The sequence below is a fragment of the Chryseobacterium gambrini genome (assembly GCF_027920505.1).
Taxonomy (GTDB): domain Bacteria; phylum Bacteroidota; class Bacteroidia; order Flavobacteriales; family Weeksellaceae; genus Chryseobacterium; species Chryseobacterium gambrini.
Genome location: NZ_CP115857.1, coordinates 3,163,165 through 3,183,178 on the forward strand (window position 1 = coordinate 3,163,165; position 20,014 = coordinate 3,183,178).

Genomic DNA, 20,014 nt, shown 5'->3' on the forward strand with positions numbered 1-20,014 from the left:
GGAAATCCTCATTAAATTGGAAGAATTTTTAAACCAGATCTTTATTATAAAACGCACCCTTATTTTCCGTCATTTCCATAGACTGCGTAATGATGAGGTGGGCAACGGTTGTTAAGTTTCTAAGCTCCGATAACTGTGGCGAAAGGATAGAGTAGTGGTAAATTTCGTTCACTGCGGCAGCGATTTCCTGATGTTTTTGCAAAGCCATATTCAGACGGCGGTTGCTTCGTACAATTCCTACAAGATCGCTCATCATTTCCTGAAGTTGCTTTCTAAGATAGGAAACGATCACCATTTCGTCCATGATTTTCATTCCTTCTTCATCCCATTCCGGAACGGCTTTAAGATCATCGAAGTTGAAATTATTTTCATTTAAAAGCTCAACGGTTTTCATTGCAGCATTGTGCCCGAAAACCAGTCCTTCCAATAATGAGTTGGAAGCCAGTCTGTTAGCTCCGTGAAGTCCGGAATTGGTACATTCTCCTACCGCAAAAAGATTTCGGATAGAGGACTGTCCGTCACGGTCAACTTCAATTCCGCCCATCAGATAATGACAAGCCGGAACTACAGGAATGAGTTGGCTGAAAGGATCAATTCCTTCGTCTTTGCATTTTTTATAAATATTCGGGAAATGTTCAAGAAATTTTTCATGATCCATTTCACGGCAATCCAGACCTACAAATTCGTCTCCCGTGATTTTCATTTCCTCATCGATGGCTCTTGCAACGATATCCCGGGAAGCGAGTTCTTCACGCTCATCATATTTATGCATGAATTTTTCGCCTCTTTTGGTTCGTAATTTGGCTCCGTCACCACGAACGGCTTCCGAAATTAAAAACAGCATTCCGTCGAGCTTGCTGTACAGAGCAGTCGGATGAAACTGATAATACTGCATATTGGAAACCTTTCCTTTTGCTCTTGCTACGAAAGCAATTCCGTCTCCGGTTGCGATCGTCGGATTAGTAGTGTTTTTGTAAACGTGTCCCGCTCCTCCGGTTGCAACAAGGGTTATTTTTGAGGTAATTTTTTTAATGGTTTTGGATTTTTCATCCAGAATATAGGCTCCGTAGCAGTGGATGTCGCCTTCATTCAGTTCTTTTCCCGGAACGTGGTGCTGTGTAATAATATCAATTACGTAGTGATGATCGAGAATCTCAATATTCGGGCTGCTTTTTGCGGTCTGTAAAAGGGCTCTTTCGATTTCAAAACCGGTAATATCTTTGTGGTGTACAATTCTGTTTTCGGTATGTCCTCCCTCTCTTCCTAAAGCAAATTCTCCGTTTTTTTTGTCAAAATTTGCCCCCCATTCTACAATTTCGTTGAATCTTGCAGGCGCTTCCGTAACCACCATTTCTACGACATCGCGTTTGTTTTCGCCGTCTCCGGCACGCATCGTATCAGCAATATGTTTTTCGAAGTTATCATTTTTAGAATCTGTAACCACCGCAAGACCGCCTTGTGCATATTTGGTATTGCTTTCATCTTCGTCCGATTTTGTTACGATGATTATTTTGGCATCAGGAAGCTGCTCAGAAATTTTTATGGCATAGGAAAGTCCCGAAATTCCGGAACCGATTACTAGTACATCCGCTTTTATCATATCCTTGGTTTAAGACAATTGTCTAAATAGTTAAATAAATTTAAACAATTTTTCGTTTGGTTTTCTTACTTTTTTCATGTGCTGAAAATGATCTTCCTCCGAACGGTATCCCAAAGCGAGGGTTACAGTTACTTTTTCGGTCTCAGGATTTATCTCCAGAATTTCTTCGATAATTTCCTGGCGGAAGCCTTCCATCGGGCACGTGTCTATGTTTTCTATCGCTGCTGCGTACATAAGATTCGCTAAAACAATGTAAGACTGTTTTTCTGCCCAGTTGAAAATTTCATCCTGTGTTTTTTGATTAATATGCTGATTGATGCTGTTTTTAAAAAGATCCAGCTTTTCCAGCGGTGTCTCCCGCACTTTTGAAATGTGCCGGAAATATCCGTTGATGTAATTGTCGTCTACTATTTTTTTGGAAACAATAACAATTAAGTGAGAGCAGGTGGAAATCTGTGACGGGTTGTAGAACGCGGGAATTAATTTCTGCTTCATTTCCTCACTTTCCACGATAAGAATTTCGTAAGGCTGAAGACCAAGAGAGCTTGCCGATAATTTTCCGGATTCAAGAATATTATGCAATGTTTCCTGAGGAATAATTTCGTGATTAAATTTTTTTACAGAGTATCTTCTGCTTAAAGCCTCTAAATAATTCATAGTTCAAATTTAAGAATTGAATGCGAATTAAGTATGCTTAAAACAAAATATTTCGTTCTAAATATGGCATAAAAAAAGATCACCCCAAAAACTAATTGAAGTGATCTTTTTCACAGTATCTTTTATCTTTTATGGACAGCTTATGGATGCCGAAGAAAAGCTTCCTGAATTATCTACGGTTACTCTCCAGCAATTTCCGTCGGGAGATTTCATAATAACGCCATTTCCTATGGTTTCTAAATAGACATCTCCTGAAGTAATGTGCAGTTTCGTTTTTGGCGCCGTGGTTCCAATGCCTACATTTACCCCAAAAGCGCCGGTACTTCCTAAAATCAGACTATTGCTTTGGGTTGCAGATGCATTATATCCTATAGCCGTTGCGTTGGTTAAATCATCAGATATCTGAGTTGAGGCTCCAATGGCGGTATTTCCTGTTCCGGACTTCATTCCGGCCAGAGAAGATTGCCCTAAAGCGGTATTGTATGTTGCGGAGGTTGTACTGTTTAAACTATTTAATGAAGTATCGCCAATGGCAATGTTGTTACTGCTTATTGTATTGCTAAATAAAGCATTAGAGCCAAATGCCATATTTCTTGTTCCGGAGGTATTCAGTGCTAAAGTATAAGCACCTACAGCGGTGTTGTCGTTTCCGGTGGTTGTACTCGATAGTGATCGGGAACCGATGGCGGTATTTCTTGCTCCTGCTGTTAATGCGGCTCCGGAGCGGGCTCCGAATAATGAATTGTCATCTCCCGTTGTAATGGCTGCTCCTGCATTGTAACCATAGCTTGTTTTATAATCAAAACCGGCGGTTGAAGTTGTAGATCTTTGAATATATCCCGATTCTACATTATTTACTTTAAACATTAGGTTTTGTGCATCGGTTGTCCCCAAAAAGTTGGTTCCTGTTGTGGTTCCTGCGTTCCCTGAAAGGCGCCAGAAATTTCCATTTGTCCATTTTGCACCATCGAAATAATAGTATCCTGCTTCAGTAACATTGGCTGTTTTTGTAGTTCTGGGGCTTGCTGCGGCTGTTACATATAGCAGGGTAGCCGTCTGATTAGCGCCATACAGCGGGTCTTTTAGTTTTAATTCGTTGCCGGTAATTCTGGGAGCGATCATCCCATCAGTAGCATTAAGATTGTTGGGTGTTCCCGTAACATCGAGCGTGGCGTTGGGTGATGGTGTATTAATTCCTACTTGGGAAAAAACGGACGAAGAAATCGTAAGGATTCCCAGAAATATAAATTTTTTCATTTTTGAAGTGTTTAAAATAATATAAAAATTGATGCTTCAAAGGTATAAGCAGGATCAATACTGTCATCACACTAAAACGGGTTGTTTTTTCCTCCCACAAAAAGGGGGATTCATGAAGGATTGGCGAAAGGGAAATTTCCTGAGATTAATGTTCCGCAGGAGTTTTCAAAAGTTATATTTCCGTTTAATTTTTTTATTCTTTGCATAATATTAGAAAGACCATGACCTGAATCTGCATTTAATTTCTCTGCATAATCGAACCCTTTTCCGTTATCTTTTATTTTAAAACAGCAAATAGAATTTTCAAAGCAGATGGAAACTTTTATGGTATTGCACTGAGAGTGTTTTATGGAATTCCCAATACATTCATTCAGAATAAAATAAAGCTCATTTTGTTGATCGATATTCAGATTTCTGGTTACTGCCAATTCATCAATATCGGTAATGAGATTCAAATTAGAGTTGTGATATTGTTTTTGCAAACAGGACAGGAAGAATAAAATATCGTACTTTTCTTCATCCTGTCCACCGTATAATTTTTGAATGTAGTCTCTTACCTGCATATAAATACTGTTAAGTTCCTGCTCAATATCCTGAAGCAGAATTTTCTCAGAATTTTCTTTAGCCTGAAGTCTTTTATCGCTGATGTAAAACTTCAGTCCGGTAATGGCATTGCTGATTCCATCATGGATGTCAATTGAAATGCGTAACCTTTCAGATTGTCGGCTTTGGTAAACCAGTTTTTGGTTGTCGATTTCCTGAAGCAGTATTTTCTTTTCATGCTCAAGATTCTGCTGCATGATCCGGAGTTTTTCTTCCCATTCATTTTTCACTTTGATTCCCAATGCCAGTAAGAACATGATTAATTCTGAAAACCAGCCCATCGATATGATGGAAAGATTGGTAAATCCGAAAAAATTTTTAGAAGGATCATCAAAAAACGAAGCAATAATATTAAAAAGAAGTAAAAATATACTTCCGAGATATAAGTACTTGTAATACAGGAAAGATCTGCTTTTGTATAAAAAAAGGATAAAAATAACGGAAACACCCAGCATATACAGCGAGATGAAAATGTAAATAATGCTGAACAAATCTTTATATTCTTTAAAGAAAACGTGTGTTATAACGTACATTACGAAACCCAGCATCAAAATAATCTGAGAAATTTTTACAAGGTGTTCAAAAAAAGATTTTTTGTCTTTAAAATCTACCGTGCTGTAAATAAACCTTACATAATACACAAAGCTTCCCCAAATAAAACATTCGCTTAATAAATAAAGAGGCAAAGGTGTTTGTGTATATTTAGGAACGAGGATCATTTCCTTCATCACAAGATACAGGAAACAGAAGCAAAGATAATTACGGTATTTCCTGAATACAGGCTCTTCTACATAATGAAGATAGAACGAGAAAAATAAGATGACGATTACAATAGCTCCCATTGTAATATAAGGAAAGACGCTGTCCAACAGAATATCATTCATCACTTGTTTTTTATGCAAATTACTACTTAATTGACTATTTTATTTCCCTCAATCGTAATAAAATACACTCCCTCCAATAGGGGGGTATTAAATTCTGATATTTTTATGATAGTTTTGTAACATATATACACAAAGATGGTTACCGCAATAATAGACGATCATAAAATGATTGCAGAGGCAATAAAGAGCTGTCTGCTCTCTCAGAACGTTGCTTCCGAAATCTTTACGTTCAACAGCGCTCAGCTTTTTTTTGACGGAATTGATTCCGGAAACCTGCCCGGAATTATCATCACAGATTTATTAATGCCCGGAACAAATGGTGTCGAGCTATTCAAAGCTTACCAGGAATTTTTTAAAAGTAAAAATAAGAAAGAGTATAAACTTATTGTTTTATCCACCATTTCAGATCCTCAAACCGTTAAAATGGCAATGCGTTATGGCGCAGATGCGTATCTCTCAAAAGAGTCTACCATAGAAGAGCTTATAGAAGCTATTCATGAATGTATGAGAGGAAATAAATACATCGGAACAAAACTGCGGACAAACATCATCAATAATTTTATTTCTGATGAGCAAATTGTCTATCATCTGTCTCCCAGAGAAAAAGATGTTTTACAGCTTATCTGTTCAGGAAATACAATTAAGGAAGCTGCTTATAAAATGAATCTGAGCGTGCATACCGTTAAAAGCTATTATAAAAACATTATGAAGAAATTTAATGTTAACAGAACCAGTGATCTGATTATTTTTGCCGTGAAAAATGGTTTTTATCAAATAAATTCATAAAACTTTTTTAAATAAATTTCAGAATTCACCGCAAAAGTGGTAAAAAACCATCATGCCGCAGTAATTAGAATTTTAAAAGTTCCAAAGAAAAAAGATCATCCGAAAACGGATGATCTTTAAGAGAAGTGTTATTCTATATTTTTTACGAGTACCCATCCATTGTAAGAGGTCTGAGTATTGTTTTTGTCATTTTCATTCCAGGTGATGGTATACCAATAAGTTCCTGTCATTACTTTTTTACCGCTTATTGTTCCGTCCCATTTATAGTTTCGGATTTTGTCCGCTTCGTACATTTTATTTCCGTATCTGTCATACACCGTGAACACTAAATTCTTTTTATACGCCAGTGCGGAATAATCAATATAATCGTTTTTGTTGTCTCCATTCGGGGTAATAGCATTCAGCAGATTCGGCACAGTAATCTGAACATGGATAGGCGTACAGTTGTAGGCATCTTTCACATACACGACCACTTCACCTCTTGCAAGACCTGTGAAGACATTAGAATCCTGCCAGTTTATCCCGTCTAAAGAGTATTGATACGGTGTTTTTCCACCTTTCACATTCACGGTAATCGTGTTGTTCTTAATATCAATCGTTGCAATTACGGGTTGTTGCGAAGGATTTACCCTTACAGTCTGCTGTGTTGTACATCTTCCTGATTTAAGCTGTACCCAGTAGATTCCCGGCGTTACATTCGCAATAGACTGAGTGGTTGCTCCTGTGCTCCATAAGTAACTGTCAAAGCCCGAACCGGCATCCAAAGTGGTTTTCGCATCGATACAGATGATTTTATCTTTTAATACGGAAGAATAAATTGGCGCTAAAACTTTTAATGTAATTTTTGCAAGTGTCCAGCAATTGGTCACATTCGTAATTCTTACATACACTACGGATGATGTGCTTACGTAAGCTGCGGGATTCAGGATCTCATTTGTTCCGGCTAATGCATCTGCCTGTGTCTTAAAATATCTTTTGGTAATGCCTGTTGCAGAAGTTACGTTTGCCTGTGTAAGGTTAAATAAACCTGTAGTCGGTGCATTATCAATAAAGCACGACTCTAAAGTAGCATCAGTAGTGGCAATCTGAGGATAAAATGCTAAAGTAATTGCAGCAGAACCCTGACAGCCAAGTGGAGTAGTTACTTTTACATATACGGTTCCTGCAGCAGAAGTATAAGCGGTAGGATTCGTAATTTCATTCGTTCCTGCGTTCAGATCTGCCATGTTTTTGTAATACTTCTTTGTAGAACCTGTCGGTTCATTTACATTGGCAAGCGTAAGATTGTAGGTTGCCGTTCCTGTATTGTTGTTATTACATTCCGTAAGCGTTGCTTATGTTGCCGTGAACGGAGAAAGATTTAACTGAATTTTCCCGTCCGGATTATCACAAAGCAATCCGGAATTGTCTTTAATTAAAACAGAAACCGAAGTATTCGCGCTGAACTGATAGTTGGTTGGATTCGTAATCGGAGTTCCGCCCACACTGTACGAGAACGTATAATTGGCAGGATTGGTTACAAATTGTCCCTGATAAGATGTTAAATTCACGGTTCCTTGTCCTGTTGTAGGATTCGGGCAGAAAGTATCAGTTACCAAGGTCTGGGTCAGTGCTACTTTATCAATATAAACTTTTACATTTTTAATAGAATGTCTTGCGCTTGCGCCACCTGTAGAAGCGGAAAATCCGAAATAACCGGTTGTCATGGTCGCCGCAGCACCGGAAGGAGCAAATGACTGACTCACAATCGTATTGCCGTCAATTTTAAGCGTGATGATCCAGCTTGCAGGAGCTGCAGGATTTACCTGTCCGTTTACTTCAACGTGTTTGAAAGTTGCTCCTACAAAAGGTTGTGTAGGGTTAAGATCCGGAGAGTGAAATGTACTTCCGGGAGTGTTGTTGTATTCGATATTTGATCCCGCCGTATTATTGGTTCCATATAAAATATGAACCTTGCTCATCTGTCCTTCTGTTGTATTGTTAAAAATGTCAAATCCAACCATCAGACCGGTAGAGTTGGCCGGAATTCCTAATCCTCCACCTGCAGTGTAAGAAGCCGGCGGATTCGCCAGATACCAGAAAGCAAGACCGTCTCCGCGGCCATACGTCGTTGTTCCGTTTCCGTCGATTCTGAAATCAAATTCCACTCTCCATTTATCGCAGTACTTAAGATTGATGGGAGAGTCTAATTTTATACCACCTACCTGACTGATCTGATCTGCGGTGAGCTGTATAAAATCTGTATTTACAGTAGCAGACGGAACAATATTCCAACCTGTAGTATTAACGGGATTTCCGATAAGCTGATAGGTTTGGGAGGAAATTTTTCCGAAACAGCAAACTAAGAAAAGGGATAAATAAAGGAGTAGTTTTTTATTCATTTATTAACATACTTAAAATTAGACGTGTAAATATATTAAATCCTAATTAAATAATATGTATTTAATATTAAATTTACCTTATTTAGTGTTTATTTTGTAATAAATGATAAGAAAAAGAAAGAAATGCTGAAAAATTTTCTCAGCAATCTTATAATTGCTGTTTAAAATAATGTATTGTTTTCGAGATTTTCGAAGTAAGAATCAACTTCTAAATTTGCAGATGCAGCAGCGGTTACGGCAAGTTTGTCGCACAATTCGTTTTCAAAGTGTCCTGCATGACCTTTAATCCAGTGCATTTTGGGCTTATGCACATTATAAAGTACCGAAAATTTCTGCCATAGATCAGGATTTTTTACATTTTTCCACCCTCTTTTGATCCATCCGGCTAACCAGTTTTGGTTAATGGCATCCGCAACATATTTACTGTCTGTGTAAATATGAATTTCATTATCGGGAGATTTGAGTTTTTCCAAAGCCGTAACCACGGCAAGAAGTTCCATTCTGTTGTTGGTGGTTTTCCGGAAGCCTTTTGAAAATGTTTTCTGATAATTTTTTTCAGGAACGCGCATGAGAATTCCATATCCGCCTTTTCCGGGATTTCCGCTGCACGCTCCATCGGTGTATATTTCAATTTTCATTTTTAAATCTTACCCTGAATTTAAAAAGGAAAATCGTCATCATCATCAAAATCATTCATTGAAGATCCTGAAAGTTTTGAACTGTCGGGAAGATCAAAAGCTGCGCCCGGCTGAATGGTTGTTTTAATTTTATCAAAACCGCTCGGTTCCTGTTTTCCAAAGTTTGAAGGATATCCTCCTCCGCTCATTCCTCCGTCAAAAGCAGCCTCAATATCGCCGAATTTCGCAAAATGTTTTAAGAAAGATAAACGCACATCGGCAGTTGCACCATTTCTGTGCTTTGCAATAATCAATTCCGCCTGATTTTCTGTTGAGGTTTCCTGTCCTTCTTCATCGTTGTCCCAAACCGTAATTTTATAATATTCCGGTCGGAAAATGAACGATACAATATCCGCATCCTGTTCAATTGCTCCGGATTCCCTTAGATCGGAAAGCTGAGGTCTTTTTCCCGGACGGGTTTCTACACTACGAGAAAGCTGCGAAAGTGCAATTACCGGAACATTCAGTTCTTTGGCAATGGCTTTTAAAGATCGTGAAATCATGGAAATTTCCTGTTCACGGTTTCCGCCTCCTTTTCCTCCGCTTCCGGCAGTCATCAACTGAAGATAATCGACCATGATGAGCCTTACGCCATGCTGCATGACAAGTCTTCGGCATTTTGCACGGAAATCGAAAATGGAAAGTGATGGTGTTTCGTCAATATATAGTGGTGCGTTTTCCAGTTCAGAAACATTAGAGAACAGTCTTTCCCACTCTTCATCATCCAGTGTTCCTTTTCGGAGTTTTTCTGATGAAATTCTTGTTTCGGAAGCAATCATCCTTGTGATAAGCTGTACCGATGCCATCTCAAGCGAGAACAGAGCCATAGGAATTTTGTGTCCCACTGCAATATTTCTTGCCATCGACAGAAGGAATGCTGTTTTCCCCATCGCAGGACGTGCTGCAATAATAATAAGGTCGGAGTTTTGCCATCCTCCGGTTTCTTTATCTACATCGCGGAAACCGGAAGGAACTCCGGAAAGTCCTTCTTTGTCTTTTAGAGATTTAATGGTATCAATTGCCTGTTTTACCAATGAATTGGCGGTATCGAATCCTTTTTTAATGGTTCCGTTTGTGATCTCGAAAAAAGACTGTTCAGCTTTATCTAGAAGTTCAAAAACGTCTGTAGATTCTTTATAGGAAGCATCAATTACGTTTGCCGAAACATTAATTAAGCTTCGAAGAATATATTTTTCAAGAATAACGCGGACGTGGTATTCAATATGGGCAGAAGAGCTTACTCCCATCGTAAGATCGATGATGTAGCTGTCTCCGCCGGCAGAGCTTAATTTTCCTTCTTTTTTAAGCTCCTGAATAATCGTCATTAAATCGACAGGCTGGTTGCCTTCGTATAATTTTAAAATGGTAGAAAATATGACCTGATGTCTCGGATCGTAGAAAACTTCAGGGGTAAGCAAATCGATGGAATGATCGAGCCCTTTTTTATCAATTAAAAAAGTACCAATCACCAATCGTTCAAAATCCAATGCATTGGGAGGCATTTTCCCGTCTGCAATGGAGAGTTCTTTTGCAAAATTTCCGTTCGTCAAAGAAGATAATGTTTCTTTCTGCGCCATAATAGTGCAAAGATAGTTTTTTTGAAAAGCAAATGAAACGGAGTAACTAACAAAAAATTGTGGATAACTTTTGAAACCGTTATTCAGAAAGGCTTTGCAAAGAGAATAAAAAAATCACCCCAAAAATGAGGTGATTTAATGTTTTGAAAATCAGATTAAATGATTACTGGATGTTTTTTACCAATACCCAACCGCTGTATTTCGTTTGTGTATTATCCTTATCATTTTCTGTCCACGTTATCGTGTACCAATAAGTTCCTGTAACGATTTTCTTACCACCGGAAGTTCCGTCCCATGTGTAATTTCTGATCTTGTCTGCTTTGTAAATCATGTTTCCGTATCGGTCGAAAACCGTGAAAACCAAATCTTTTTTATATGCTAAAGCAGAATAATCGATGTAATCGTTTTTGTTATCTCCGTTTGGCGTAATGGCATTCAGAAGATTCGGAACGGTTACCTGAACACTGATCGGGCTACAGTTATAGGCATCTTTTACGTACGCTTTATTTTCACCTCTCGGAAGACCTGTGAAAACATTGGAATCCTGCCAGTTTACTCCGTCGATAGAATATTTATAAGGCGCTTTTCCTCCTGTTGCATTAATTGTAAATGAATCATTGTTGATGTCTATACTTGTAATTACAGGCTGTACTGAAGCGGTAACCTTCACCTGCTGTAATGTCCAGCATTTTCCTGTTTTCAGTTTTACCGTGTAGATTCCTGCAGACACATTTGTGATAGACTGAGTCGTTGCTCCCGTGCTCCATTCATAAGCATCAAAACCAGGTCCTGCGTCCAACGTTGTTTTATCTTCAATACAGATGATCTTATCTTTAAGAACGGATGATTGTACCGGAGGTAAAACCTTCAGGTTGATTTTTGCAATGGCATAACAGTTTTCTATGCTGATTACTTTTACATAAACCACGGCTGTTGTTGAAATATATGTTGTAGGATTTAAAATTTCATTAATTCCTGCAATAGCATCTGCCTGAGTTTTGTAATATCTCTTGGTGTGTCCTGTCTGTGTTGTTACACTTGGTACAGTTAAATTAAATGAAGCAGTCGTTACATTAGATTCAATGTAGCATTCTTCAATGGAAGCATCATTTACCGTTACTACCGGATTAAACTGTAAACTAATCTGGTTGTAACCTGTACATCCCTGAGGATTTCTTACTCTTACATACACTGTTTTCGGTGCTGCAGAAGTATAAGCCGCAGGATTGGTAATTTCGTTGGTTCCTGCATTAAGGTCTGCCAATGTAGGATAATATTTTTTAGTAACGTTTGTAGATGTAGGGTAAACATCAGGAGTTGTTAAATCAAAGACCCCTGTTCCTGCATTGTTGTTGTTACAAGCTTTTACAGTAGCCGGAACTACAGCAAGTGCTGGTAAGAACTGTAAAGTTATTTCTGCATTTGCAGTACATCCTTCATTGGTGGTAATCTTTACAAAAACTGTTTTTGGAGCCTGAGACGCATAAGCAGACGGTGTTGTAATTTCGTTGGTTCCTGCCGTAAGATCTGCCATTGTAGGATAGTATTTTTTCACAACATTGGTCGGTCCGTATACGTTTGCGGAATTTAAATCGAAATAACCGATTCCTGTATTGTCATAATTACAAGAAGTAATCGTCGCATTATTTACAACAATATTACCTGATCTGAATTTGAATTTTCCAACCTGAAAACATCCGTTTATCGGGTTGGTCGGGTTATTCGGATCTACATATTTAAGTCTGTAATAATAGATTGTGGTAGCATTTACCATGATCGGCGTTGTAATAGGTGCCGTTCCTGTAATCGCATCATTACTTGTTAAATGATAAGTTACCGTGAAGTTTGGATTACCATTGATAATTCCTGTAGACAATGTGCTGAAATCAAACATGGTTGGTAAAGCACATTTTAAAATTTCGTTCGGATCTGCCGGGTTTGCAGCAGGTGTTCCCGGCGTAATGAATGGATTTGGCGTTAAAGCAGGATTGTTGAATGCAGAAGTTAAAGATGCAGTTCCTCCCCACGTTAAAGAAAATCCATACGGATTACTCGGAATATAATTATCAATAAGAAGATAATAAGTTTCTCCCGCAATTACGTTCAGCGGAGTTTCCCACTGGCTTCCCGTGATTGTTGAGCTTAATCCTGTAGGACCGCTGGTTCCGGAAAAGTTACATTTAATCGCGTTTCCAAAATCCCAAGTCGCGCAATTGATGTTGGGTCCGTAAACCGCAAAATCATAATCATAATGCGTTACACCCGGAACGGTATTTGGGGTGATGGTGAATTCTATAGTACCTGTTGTGGCAGCGGTAAAAACATACCATACAGAATAATGCTCATCGGCAAGACAGCTTCCTGAAGTGGCTTCCTGAACGGTTCCTGAACTGCTCGGATTATAAGAAATGTCTGAATTTCCACAAACCGGAATTGCCGAAATACAATCTGATTGCGAGAAAACCATTTGCGACAGGAATAAAATAGTCAGCAGTAATAATTTCTTCATTAGAAAGATTTTAAAAATATATTAGACTTTATGATGTGAAAAAAACCGCTTTTCCCAAGCGGTTTTTTTATTTAATTTCTGGTGTTTATTCTCTGTTTTTAACCATTACCCATCCTGAGAACTTGAATGGTGTGTTTTTCTTGTCATTCTCTTTCCATTCTACGGTATACCAGTAGGTTCCGGTAGGTACTTTTTTACCATTGGTAGTTCCGTCCCATTTGTATCCGTTGAATTTATCAGCCTGACCAACTTTTACTCCGTATCTGTCGAAAATGCTTAGAACAAGACCTTGTTTTCCTGCTAAAGCAGAGTAGTCGATCACATCATTTACACCGTCTCCGTTTGGAGTAATCACGTTGATTAGGTTTGGAACAACTACAGTTACCGTAAGAGGATCACAGTCGTAACCATCTTTTACATAAACGGTATTGTCTCCTCTGGCAACATTTTCGAAAACGTTTGAATCCTGCCATTTGATTCCGTCTAAAGAGTATTTGTAAGGAGCAGTTCCTCCGATTACGTTTACAGTTATTGTATTGTTTGTGATATCGATGCTGGAAATTACCGGCTGTTCGGAAGGATAAACTTTTACAGTCTGTTTTGTAACGCAGTTTCCTGTTTTAAGCTCAACCCAGTAAGTTCCTACGGTTACATTGTTGATTGCCTGTGTGGTAGCTCCTGTGCTCCATTTGTACGCTGTAAATCCAGGTCCTGCATCTAAAGTTGTCTTATCTTCCATACAGATAATCTTATCTTCAAGTACGCTTGAATAAACTGGCGGAAGAACAATTAAAGTTACTTTTGCTACTGCATAACATCCGTTTCCGTTGGTTACTTTAATGTATGCAACACCGTTCGGAGCAGTATAAGTACTAGGATTTGGAATAGCATTCGTTCCGTTGATAGCATCCGTAAGAGACGGATAATATGTTTTTGTTCCTGCCTGAGTAGTTACAGGAGCCAAAGTAAGATCAAAAGAAGCTAAAGCCGGATTGGTATCGAGATAACAAGATCTTAACGTTGCATCTGTTACCACAACAACAGGGAAGAAGTTTAATGTAATTTTTGCAATATCAGAACAGCCTAAATTGGTTGTAATTTTTGCATATACATCTCCTGTAGACGATGTGTAAGCTGCAGGATTCAAAATCTCATTGGTTCCGTTATTGGCATCTGCAAGCGTTGGATAATACTTTATAACGTAAGTATAATTCGGGTTAGGAGTGTATAAGGTTGTTGAGGTCAGGTTATACACGGCAACCCCGTTATTATTGTTGTTACACGCCGTTAAACTGGCATTTGTTGCTTTAAAGGTAACATCTTTAAACTTGAATGCATTAACGTTGAAACATTTATTCGTCGGGTTATTAGGATTCGTTGGATCCTGATAACGAATTGTATAATAATAGGTACTGGTTGTATTTACAACAATTGGAGAAGTAATCGCATTGGTATCCGCTAAAGCATCATTAGATGTTCTGTAATATTTTACATAGAAGTTAGGGTTACCGTTAACAATATTGGCACTGTTAGTCTGGAAATTGTAAGGTGCTGTAATATCACATACTTCGATGATTCTAGGATCTGAAGCGGTAGCTCCCGGAATTCCGATAGGATTGAATGGGTTAGGCTGGATCGCAGGATCGTTGAACGGAGAAGTTAATGTGGCCGTTCCTCCCCAGGTTAATGAAAAAGCCATCGCAGCATTTGCTCCGGACCAGTTATCAACAATAAGATAATAGGTTTCTCCCGGAAGAACATTCAGTGCAGGGCTCCATGCTCCAGAGTTTCCTGTAAGACCTGTCTGTAATCCTGTCTGGTTTGGAAAAGCTTGTGCACCTGCGTAGTTACAACGAATCGGAGCACCTTTTGTACCACAGGTTTTATTAGGTCCGTATACGGCAAAATCATAATCTGCGGTATAAGGAGCCTGAGGAGAAATCGTAAAAGTTAAAGTTCCGGCTGTTGCCACCGTAAACTCGTACCAAACTGAGTAATGTTCGTTTGCACTCAGACAGCTTCCGTTGGCATTTACCTGATCGTCCACGATTCCCGGGCCCGTGGGAAAATAAGAAATATCTGAGTTTCCACATACTCGTATTGCAGAGGCGCAATCGGACTGTGCAAAAAAGAATTGTGAAAAAATTAATAGTAATATAAGGTAGATTTTTTTCATAATAGTAGAATTTTATCTTGATTATGATTATTTAAGAATAGAAAGATAGTAGTTAATATCTTCTTTCCCCCAATTTGGGTCAAGATTGGATTTTTTACTATACGTTTTAAATTTATTTAAAGCAGAATTGAAATAGGTTTTTGCCAGTTCTTTATTAGAATTAAATGCAATTTCGCCTTTTATCACATCAATTCTCGGATTGTTTTTGTCTTCAGATTCTGCTTTAGCAAGATATTCGTTTGCTTTAGCCAAATGAGCAGCACTTTCCGCTGAATTATTTGATGCTTTTAATACATAAATTTGAGACAAAAGAATATTGGCTTCCGCATTATTTGGATTTTTCACAAATACCCCTGAAAGATATTTTTCTGCTAACCCGGAAGTTTCATCAATATTTTGCGTATTTCCTTGTCGCTGAGCGCTGATTTCACTTCTTACCAATGATAAAGCAGTGTAATAATATGCTCTCCAGTCTTCTTTTTTTGTTTCAGTACCTCTGGAAAGGGTATTTACATATTTCATGAAATAATCCTTAGACTGCTGAAAGTCTTCAGATTTTTTAGCAGACTCTAATTTTGTAATCTGAGTCTCCAGTCCTTTCTCAGCGGAGGTTTGTGCAAAGCCATAGGCAGCCACCACTAAAGAAAAGATAATAGATAGTTTTTTTACCATAATAGAAAATATTTTATAGACAAATATAAAAAATTATTAACTTTAATTTGAAGTTTTTAAGATTTATTTAATAAAAACGTGTATATTGCTCTAATATTGCATTTTTCTCAATTTTGGATTGGTCGCCCCTACAATCAGTGCTATCAGCACCGTCATGGTTCCTCCGAAAACTACTGAACGGACAACTCCCAGTAATTTTGCAGATAATCCGCTTTCAAACTGTCCCATTTCATTGCTCGACATAATGAAGATTGAGTTTACGCTCAATACCCTCCCTCTGATGTTGTCCGGCGTTTTCAGCTGAACAATCGTTCCTCTGATTACAACGGAAATTCCATCCAGCATTCCGCTCATCACAAGGAAAAAGAATGAAAGCCAATACAGATTCGAAAGCCCGAAACCGATAATACAAAGCCCGAAACCTGTAACCACGCCAAGTAAAATCTTACCCTGATTTTTTCTTAACGGAATCACCGATAAAATGCTGATAATGCACATCGACCCGATATCAGATGCGGCATTCAGTAACCCGAATCCTTCCGCTCCTACCTTCAGAATATCCGTTGCATACACCGGAATCATCGCTACAGCACCTCCGAAAAGAACGGCAAACATATCCAGACACAGCGCTCCGAGAATTTCTTTCGTCTTAAAAATATACGAAATTCCTTCCCGCATACTATCCATAACGTTAATATTCTCTTTTTTGTATTCGGAATGTTGTTTTTTTAACTGAAAAAAGAATAAAGAAGCCAGAAAGATTAATGAAATGATGACAACCAGCGTCCATTTTACGCCAAAATAGCCGATCAGAAAACCGCCGACCGCGTGTCCGCAAACGGAAGAGATGAGAAATGTTGCCTGATTTAAGGTAACGGCATTCGGAAGATTTTCTTTTTTTACAATTTTGGGAATCATCACCGGAATAATAGGTCCGATGAAGGCTCTCGCAATACCGGTAAAAAAAATAACTCCGTAAATAAAGTAAGTGATCTCATGTCCCGAAAAATGCATTTTAACATTAAAGAAAGCAGGAATCAGCAAAAGGCTGATTAAAAAAATGTAGACGTAATTACAGATCAGTAGCAACCGTTTTTTTTCATTCATATCGATAACATGACCGGCGTACAAAGCGCAGCTTACCGCGGGAATTACTTCGGAAAGTCCGATTAAACCGATTGAAAAAGGATCTTTTGTTAATTGATACACCCACCATCCGAGTAAAGTAGCGAGCATTCTGAAAGCTAAAACGATAAAAAATCTTCCGGTAAGAAGGTTTCTGAATTCGACATTTTTCAATGTCTGTAGCGGGGTAAATGAAATCATCCGACAAAAATAGCCTCAAATATTAACTTGAGGCTATTGTTATCGTCATTTTTTAAATGAAAAATTAAATGAGACTTAAAAGATAAAATCTATTTTAGTCTGCTCTTGAAGCACTGAATACCAAAGCGGCAACTCCTGCTGCTCCGATAATGGTGGCTCCGGTTGCAATTCCTGCCTTTCTGCTGTCTCTTACGGCAGCAACATTGGCTTTAGGAATGGTTACTACTGTACTGTCTTTCTTTCCTTTCGTTCCGATAAGATTATCTCCTTCCACATTACGGAATAACATTTTTTGATTTTTGGAACCATCTCTCATCATTACAGTATACACTTTTCCTGCCTCCAGATTAGAATAATCATTTTTAGCAGTATCCATACTATATTTTGTGGTTGCACAAGATGAAATTACAAATAACGACGTCAATAAAGATGATTTTAAAAGTACAGATGCTTTCATTATTATTTTTTAGTTTTCCAAATTTATAATTTTTTTCGAATATACGTTTCCGGAATCAAAAAAATGTGCTTAAAGTTTATAAATTTCTAATAAATCGGCGATTTTTCTGTCATTCGCAAGTCTCGGTGTTTTGTTTTGTCCGCCCAGTTTTCCCTGAGACTTTGCATATTCGTGGAAAGCATTTTTCTTCAGAGCTGTGAGGTGAAGTTTTTGCAGAATATTTCCCGAAATTAAATCATCATAATAGGTATTGCGCTTTCTGAGCTGATCATCAAGTTCGTTCTTGAACAAATTTAAATTCTCCGGTTCTTTTTCAAATTCAATAAACCACTCATGATAGGGAAGTCCTTCATCGGGATTTACCTGTGGTGCAAGATGAAACTCTGTAATCTGTGCAGGATGTTTTTCCAGCGTCGCTTTCATGGCTTCCTCCACTTCAAAAGCAATCACGTGTTCTCCAAAAGCTGAGGTAAAATGTTTCGTTCTTCCGCTCACAAGAATTCTGTGCGGATTCTTATCGATAAATCTCACGACATCTCCAATGGAATACGCCCAAAGTCCTGAATTTGTTGTTAAAATTAAAGCATAATCTTTATTCAGTTCAACATCCTTTAAGGTCAGTCTTTTTGTGCTATGCTGATCAGAGTCGACGCGCCCGTATTCTTCCAGAGGAATAAATTCATAGAAAATTCCATGATTGGTTAAAAGCAATAAGCCTTCTTTCGTATAGTCATCCTGAAACGCAAAAAAACCTTCCGAAGCCGGAAATGTCTGTACAATATCCACTTTTCCTCCTAAAAGTTCTTCCATTTTGTCGCGGTAGGGTTCGTAATTAACGCCACCTGTAACAATCAGCTGAAGATTAGGGAAAATCTGTTTTATTTTTTTGCCGTGTTTTTCAATCATCTTTTCAAAATACATAATCAGCCAGGGCGGAATTCCGGAGATCAGCGTCATATTTTCCTTTTCGGTTTCCTCTACGATTTTATCCACTTTCGTTTCCCAGTCTTCGATGATGTTGGTTTCCCAGCTCGGAAGTCTGTTTTTCTGCAAATAATCAGGAATATGATGGGCTACAATTCCGGATAGTCTTCCGGTTTTTATTCCGTACACTTCTTCCAGTTCAGGACTTCCCTGTAAAAAGATCATTTTTCCCTGTACAAAATCGGCATTGTTTTTTTTAGCAATATAATGAAACAATGCACTTTGCGCTCCTTTTACCTGAAAAGGCATCCCTTCTTTTGAAATCGGGATGTATTTTGATCCTGAAGTGGTTCCTGAAGTTTTGGCAAAATATTCGGGAGTATCGGTCCAGAGAATATTTGCCTGTCCTTTTTTTACCCTTTCGATGTAAGGTTTAAGATCCTCATAATCCGAAACTTTTACACGTTCCTGAAAATCCTTTACCGTTTTGATGTTTTCAAAATCGTGCTCTCTTCCGAAAAGCGTTTTTTTCGCAGTTTCCGTTAAGGATAAAAGAAGCTTTTCCTGATCGCTTTCCGCATTTTTTTTGAACTCTTCTGCTTTCCGGACGTGGTTTTTCGCCCAGATCAAAGCTGCATATTTCTTTAGGAAGTTTACCATGGTTCAAATTTATAAATAACTGAACAACTGGCGATCATTTTCAGAAAATAAGACACAAAAAAACCGATGAATGAGTGTGCATCGGTTCTTCGAAATTTGATTATGAAAATAACAACTAATAATGTTGAGTTTACTTGTTTTCTTTGTACCTTTTATCAGGAGTACCGTCCTTTTTCAGTTTTTTGTTTTCCTTATATCTTTTGTCCGGAGTTCCGTCTTTTTTCATTTTTGCTGCGGTTGGTGCTGTTGCAGGTTTTACAGTAGCAGCCGGAGCGGGTTTAGCAGGCTTTACTGTTTTTACCGTCTGAGTTTTTGTGGCAGCAGCCGGAGCCGTCTGTTGAGCGGAAGCAAGTCCAAGTCCTAAAACAATAGACATTGCGGTTAAAAATTTTTTCATAGAGAATTTGTTTGTTTTGTTGAATCAAAGGTAGAGAAAAATCTAACTGAAAAATCTATTTTTTTAAACTTAACTAAAGTTTATTACAGCTTAAAAAAAGATTAAATGGTACATTTGATAAGATGAACAGGAACACGCAAAATACTCTGATCGTGATTATCATTATCGGACTAATGATCTTTTATAAACTTCTGTATAAAGATGAAACCTATGAAGAAAAAATTGAAAGAACAGGGATAAAATCTGTTGTTTTAAGGAAGTCTGTTAATTACAGTAATCACGGAATTCATTCCATTGTTTATGAAAAAGACAGTATTATGATTTCTGACAGTTGGGATCACTATATAAGCATCGGAGATTCAATCATCAAACCTGAAGGTTCTGCAAAAATGATCATCAAAAATACAGATAAATATGTTGAGTTTGATTTCAATAATCCGGGTTTACTTCCGCTACCATAAAAAACCTGCT

Annotated in this window: 17 protein-coding genes; 2 read left to right on the forward strand and 15 right to left on the reverse strand. The window is 38.1% G+C overall.

The features are described from left to right. Positions 1 to 28 precede the first annotated feature (28 nt). From nadB to PFY09_RS14465, 4 genes are all read right to left on the reverse strand, one after another. Positions 29 to 1,600, reverse strand: coding sequence for an L-aspartate oxidase (nadB, locus tag PFY09_RS14450; protein ID WP_271160166.1), 1,572 nt, complete (start codon positions 1,598 to 1,600; stop codon positions 29 to 31). Positions 1,601 to 1,630: 30 nt separating this feature from the next. After that, a complete protein-coding gene (locus PFY09_RS14455) occupies positions 1,631 to 2,257 on the reverse strand; it encodes an NAD(P)H-dependent oxidoreductase (protein WP_256041111.1) in 627 nt (208 codons plus the stop codon). Between the two features lie 129 nt (positions 2,258 to 2,386). Then, positions 2,387 to 3,514, reverse strand: coding sequence for a hypothetical protein (locus PFY09_RS14460; RefSeq protein WP_271160167.1), 1,128 nt, complete (start codon positions 3,512 to 3,514; stop codon positions 2,387 to 2,389). Between the two features lie 110 nt (positions 3,515 to 3,624). Beyond that, positions 3,625 to 5,001, reverse strand: a complete 1,377-nt coding sequence (locus PFY09_RS14465) for a sensor histidine kinase (RefSeq protein WP_271160168.1) — start codon at positions 4,999 to 5,001, stop codon at positions 3,625 to 3,627. A 135-nt stretch (positions 5,002 to 5,136) separates the two neighbouring features. Between PFY09_RS14465 and PFY09_RS14470 the strand changes: the two genes are divergently transcribed. Beyond that, positions 5,137 to 5,787, forward strand: coding sequence for a response regulator transcription factor (locus tag PFY09_RS14470; RefSeq protein WP_271160169.1), 651 nt, complete (start codon positions 5,137 to 5,139; stop codon positions 5,785 to 5,787). A 128-nt stretch (positions 5,788 to 5,915) separates the two neighbouring features. On the opposite strand, the gene PFY09_RS14475 is transcribed toward PFY09_RS14470, so the two are convergent. From PFY09_RS14475 to PFY09_RS14525, 11 genes are all read right to left on the reverse strand, one after another. Then, a complete protein-coding gene (locus PFY09_RS14475; RefSeq protein ID WP_271160170.1) occupies positions 5,916 to 7,013 on the reverse strand; it encodes a T9SS type B sorting domain-containing protein in 1,098 nt (365 codons plus the stop codon). 108 nt (positions 7,014 to 7,121) lie between these two features. Next, the gene (locus PFY09_RS14480) at positions 7,122 to 8,168 is read right to left on the reverse strand and encodes an L-type lectin family protein (protein ID WP_271160171.1); all 1,047 of its coding nucleotides are present in this window, start codon (positions 8,166 to 8,168) and stop codon (positions 7,122 to 7,124) included. 161 nt (positions 8,169 to 8,329) lie between these two features. After that, the gene (gene rnhA, locus PFY09_RS14485) at positions 8,330 to 8,806 is read right to left on the reverse strand and encodes a ribonuclease HI (protein ID WP_271160172.1); all 477 of its coding nucleotides are present in this window, start codon (positions 8,804 to 8,806) and stop codon (positions 8,330 to 8,332) included. Positions 8,807 to 8,826: 20 nt separating this feature from the next. Continuing rightward, positions 8,827 to 10,422 carry a replicative DNA helicase gene (dnaB, locus tag PFY09_RS14490; protein ID WP_076391649.1) on the reverse strand — a complete coding sequence of 532 codons (1,596 nt, stop codon included), beginning with the start codon at positions 10,420 to 10,422 and terminating at the stop codon, positions 8,827 to 8,829. A 163-nt stretch (positions 10,423 to 10,585) separates the two neighbouring features. After that, positions 10,586 to 12,931 (reverse strand): T9SS type B sorting domain-containing protein, encoded by a 2,346-nt coding sequence (locus PFY09_RS14495; RefSeq protein WP_271160173.1) that lies wholly within the window; start codon positions 12,929 to 12,931, stop codon positions 10,586 to 10,588. A gap of 85 nt (positions 12,932 to 13,016) precedes the next feature. Then, positions 13,017 to 15,107, reverse strand: coding sequence for a T9SS type B sorting domain-containing protein (locus tag PFY09_RS14500; RefSeq protein ID WP_076391653.1), 2,091 nt, complete (start codon positions 15,105 to 15,107; stop codon positions 13,017 to 13,019). A gap of 27 nt (positions 15,108 to 15,134) precedes the next feature. Continuing rightward, the gene (locus PFY09_RS14505) at positions 15,135 to 15,779 is read right to left on the reverse strand and encodes a hypothetical protein (RefSeq protein ID WP_271160174.1); all 645 of its coding nucleotides are present in this window, start codon (positions 15,777 to 15,779) and stop codon (positions 15,135 to 15,137) included. A gap of 90 nt (positions 15,780 to 15,869) precedes the next feature. Further along, entirely contained in the window at positions 15,870 to 17,105 is a 1,236-nt protein-coding gene (locus tag PFY09_RS14510; RefSeq protein ID WP_271160175.1) for an MFS transporter, read from the reverse strand. Positions 17,106 to 17,199: 94 nt separating this feature from the next. Then, positions 17,200 to 17,562, reverse strand: a complete 363-nt coding sequence (locus tag PFY09_RS14515) for a hypothetical protein (protein WP_076391659.1) — start codon at positions 17,560 to 17,562, stop codon at positions 17,200 to 17,202. 69 nt (positions 17,563 to 17,631) lie between these two features. Continuing rightward, complete coding sequence (locus tag PFY09_RS14520) at positions 17,632 to 19,146, reverse strand: GH3 auxin-responsive promoter family protein (protein WP_271160176.1); 1,515 nt, start codon at positions 19,144 to 19,146, stop codon at positions 17,632 to 17,634. Between the two features lie 130 nt (positions 19,147 to 19,276). Beyond that, positions 19,277 to 19,543 (reverse strand): hypothetical protein, encoded by a 267-nt coding sequence (locus PFY09_RS14525; protein WP_271160177.1) that lies wholly within the window; start codon positions 19,541 to 19,543, stop codon positions 19,277 to 19,279. Between the two features lie 122 nt (positions 19,544 to 19,665). On the opposite strand from PFY09_RS14525, the gene PFY09_RS14530 reads away from it, so the two are divergent. After that, the gene (locus tag PFY09_RS14530) at positions 19,666 to 20,004 is read left to right on the forward strand and encodes a hypothetical protein (RefSeq protein WP_271160178.1); all 339 of its coding nucleotides are present in this window, start codon (positions 19,666 to 19,668) and stop codon (positions 20,002 to 20,004) included. Positions 20,005 to 20,014 lie beyond the last annotated feature (10 nt).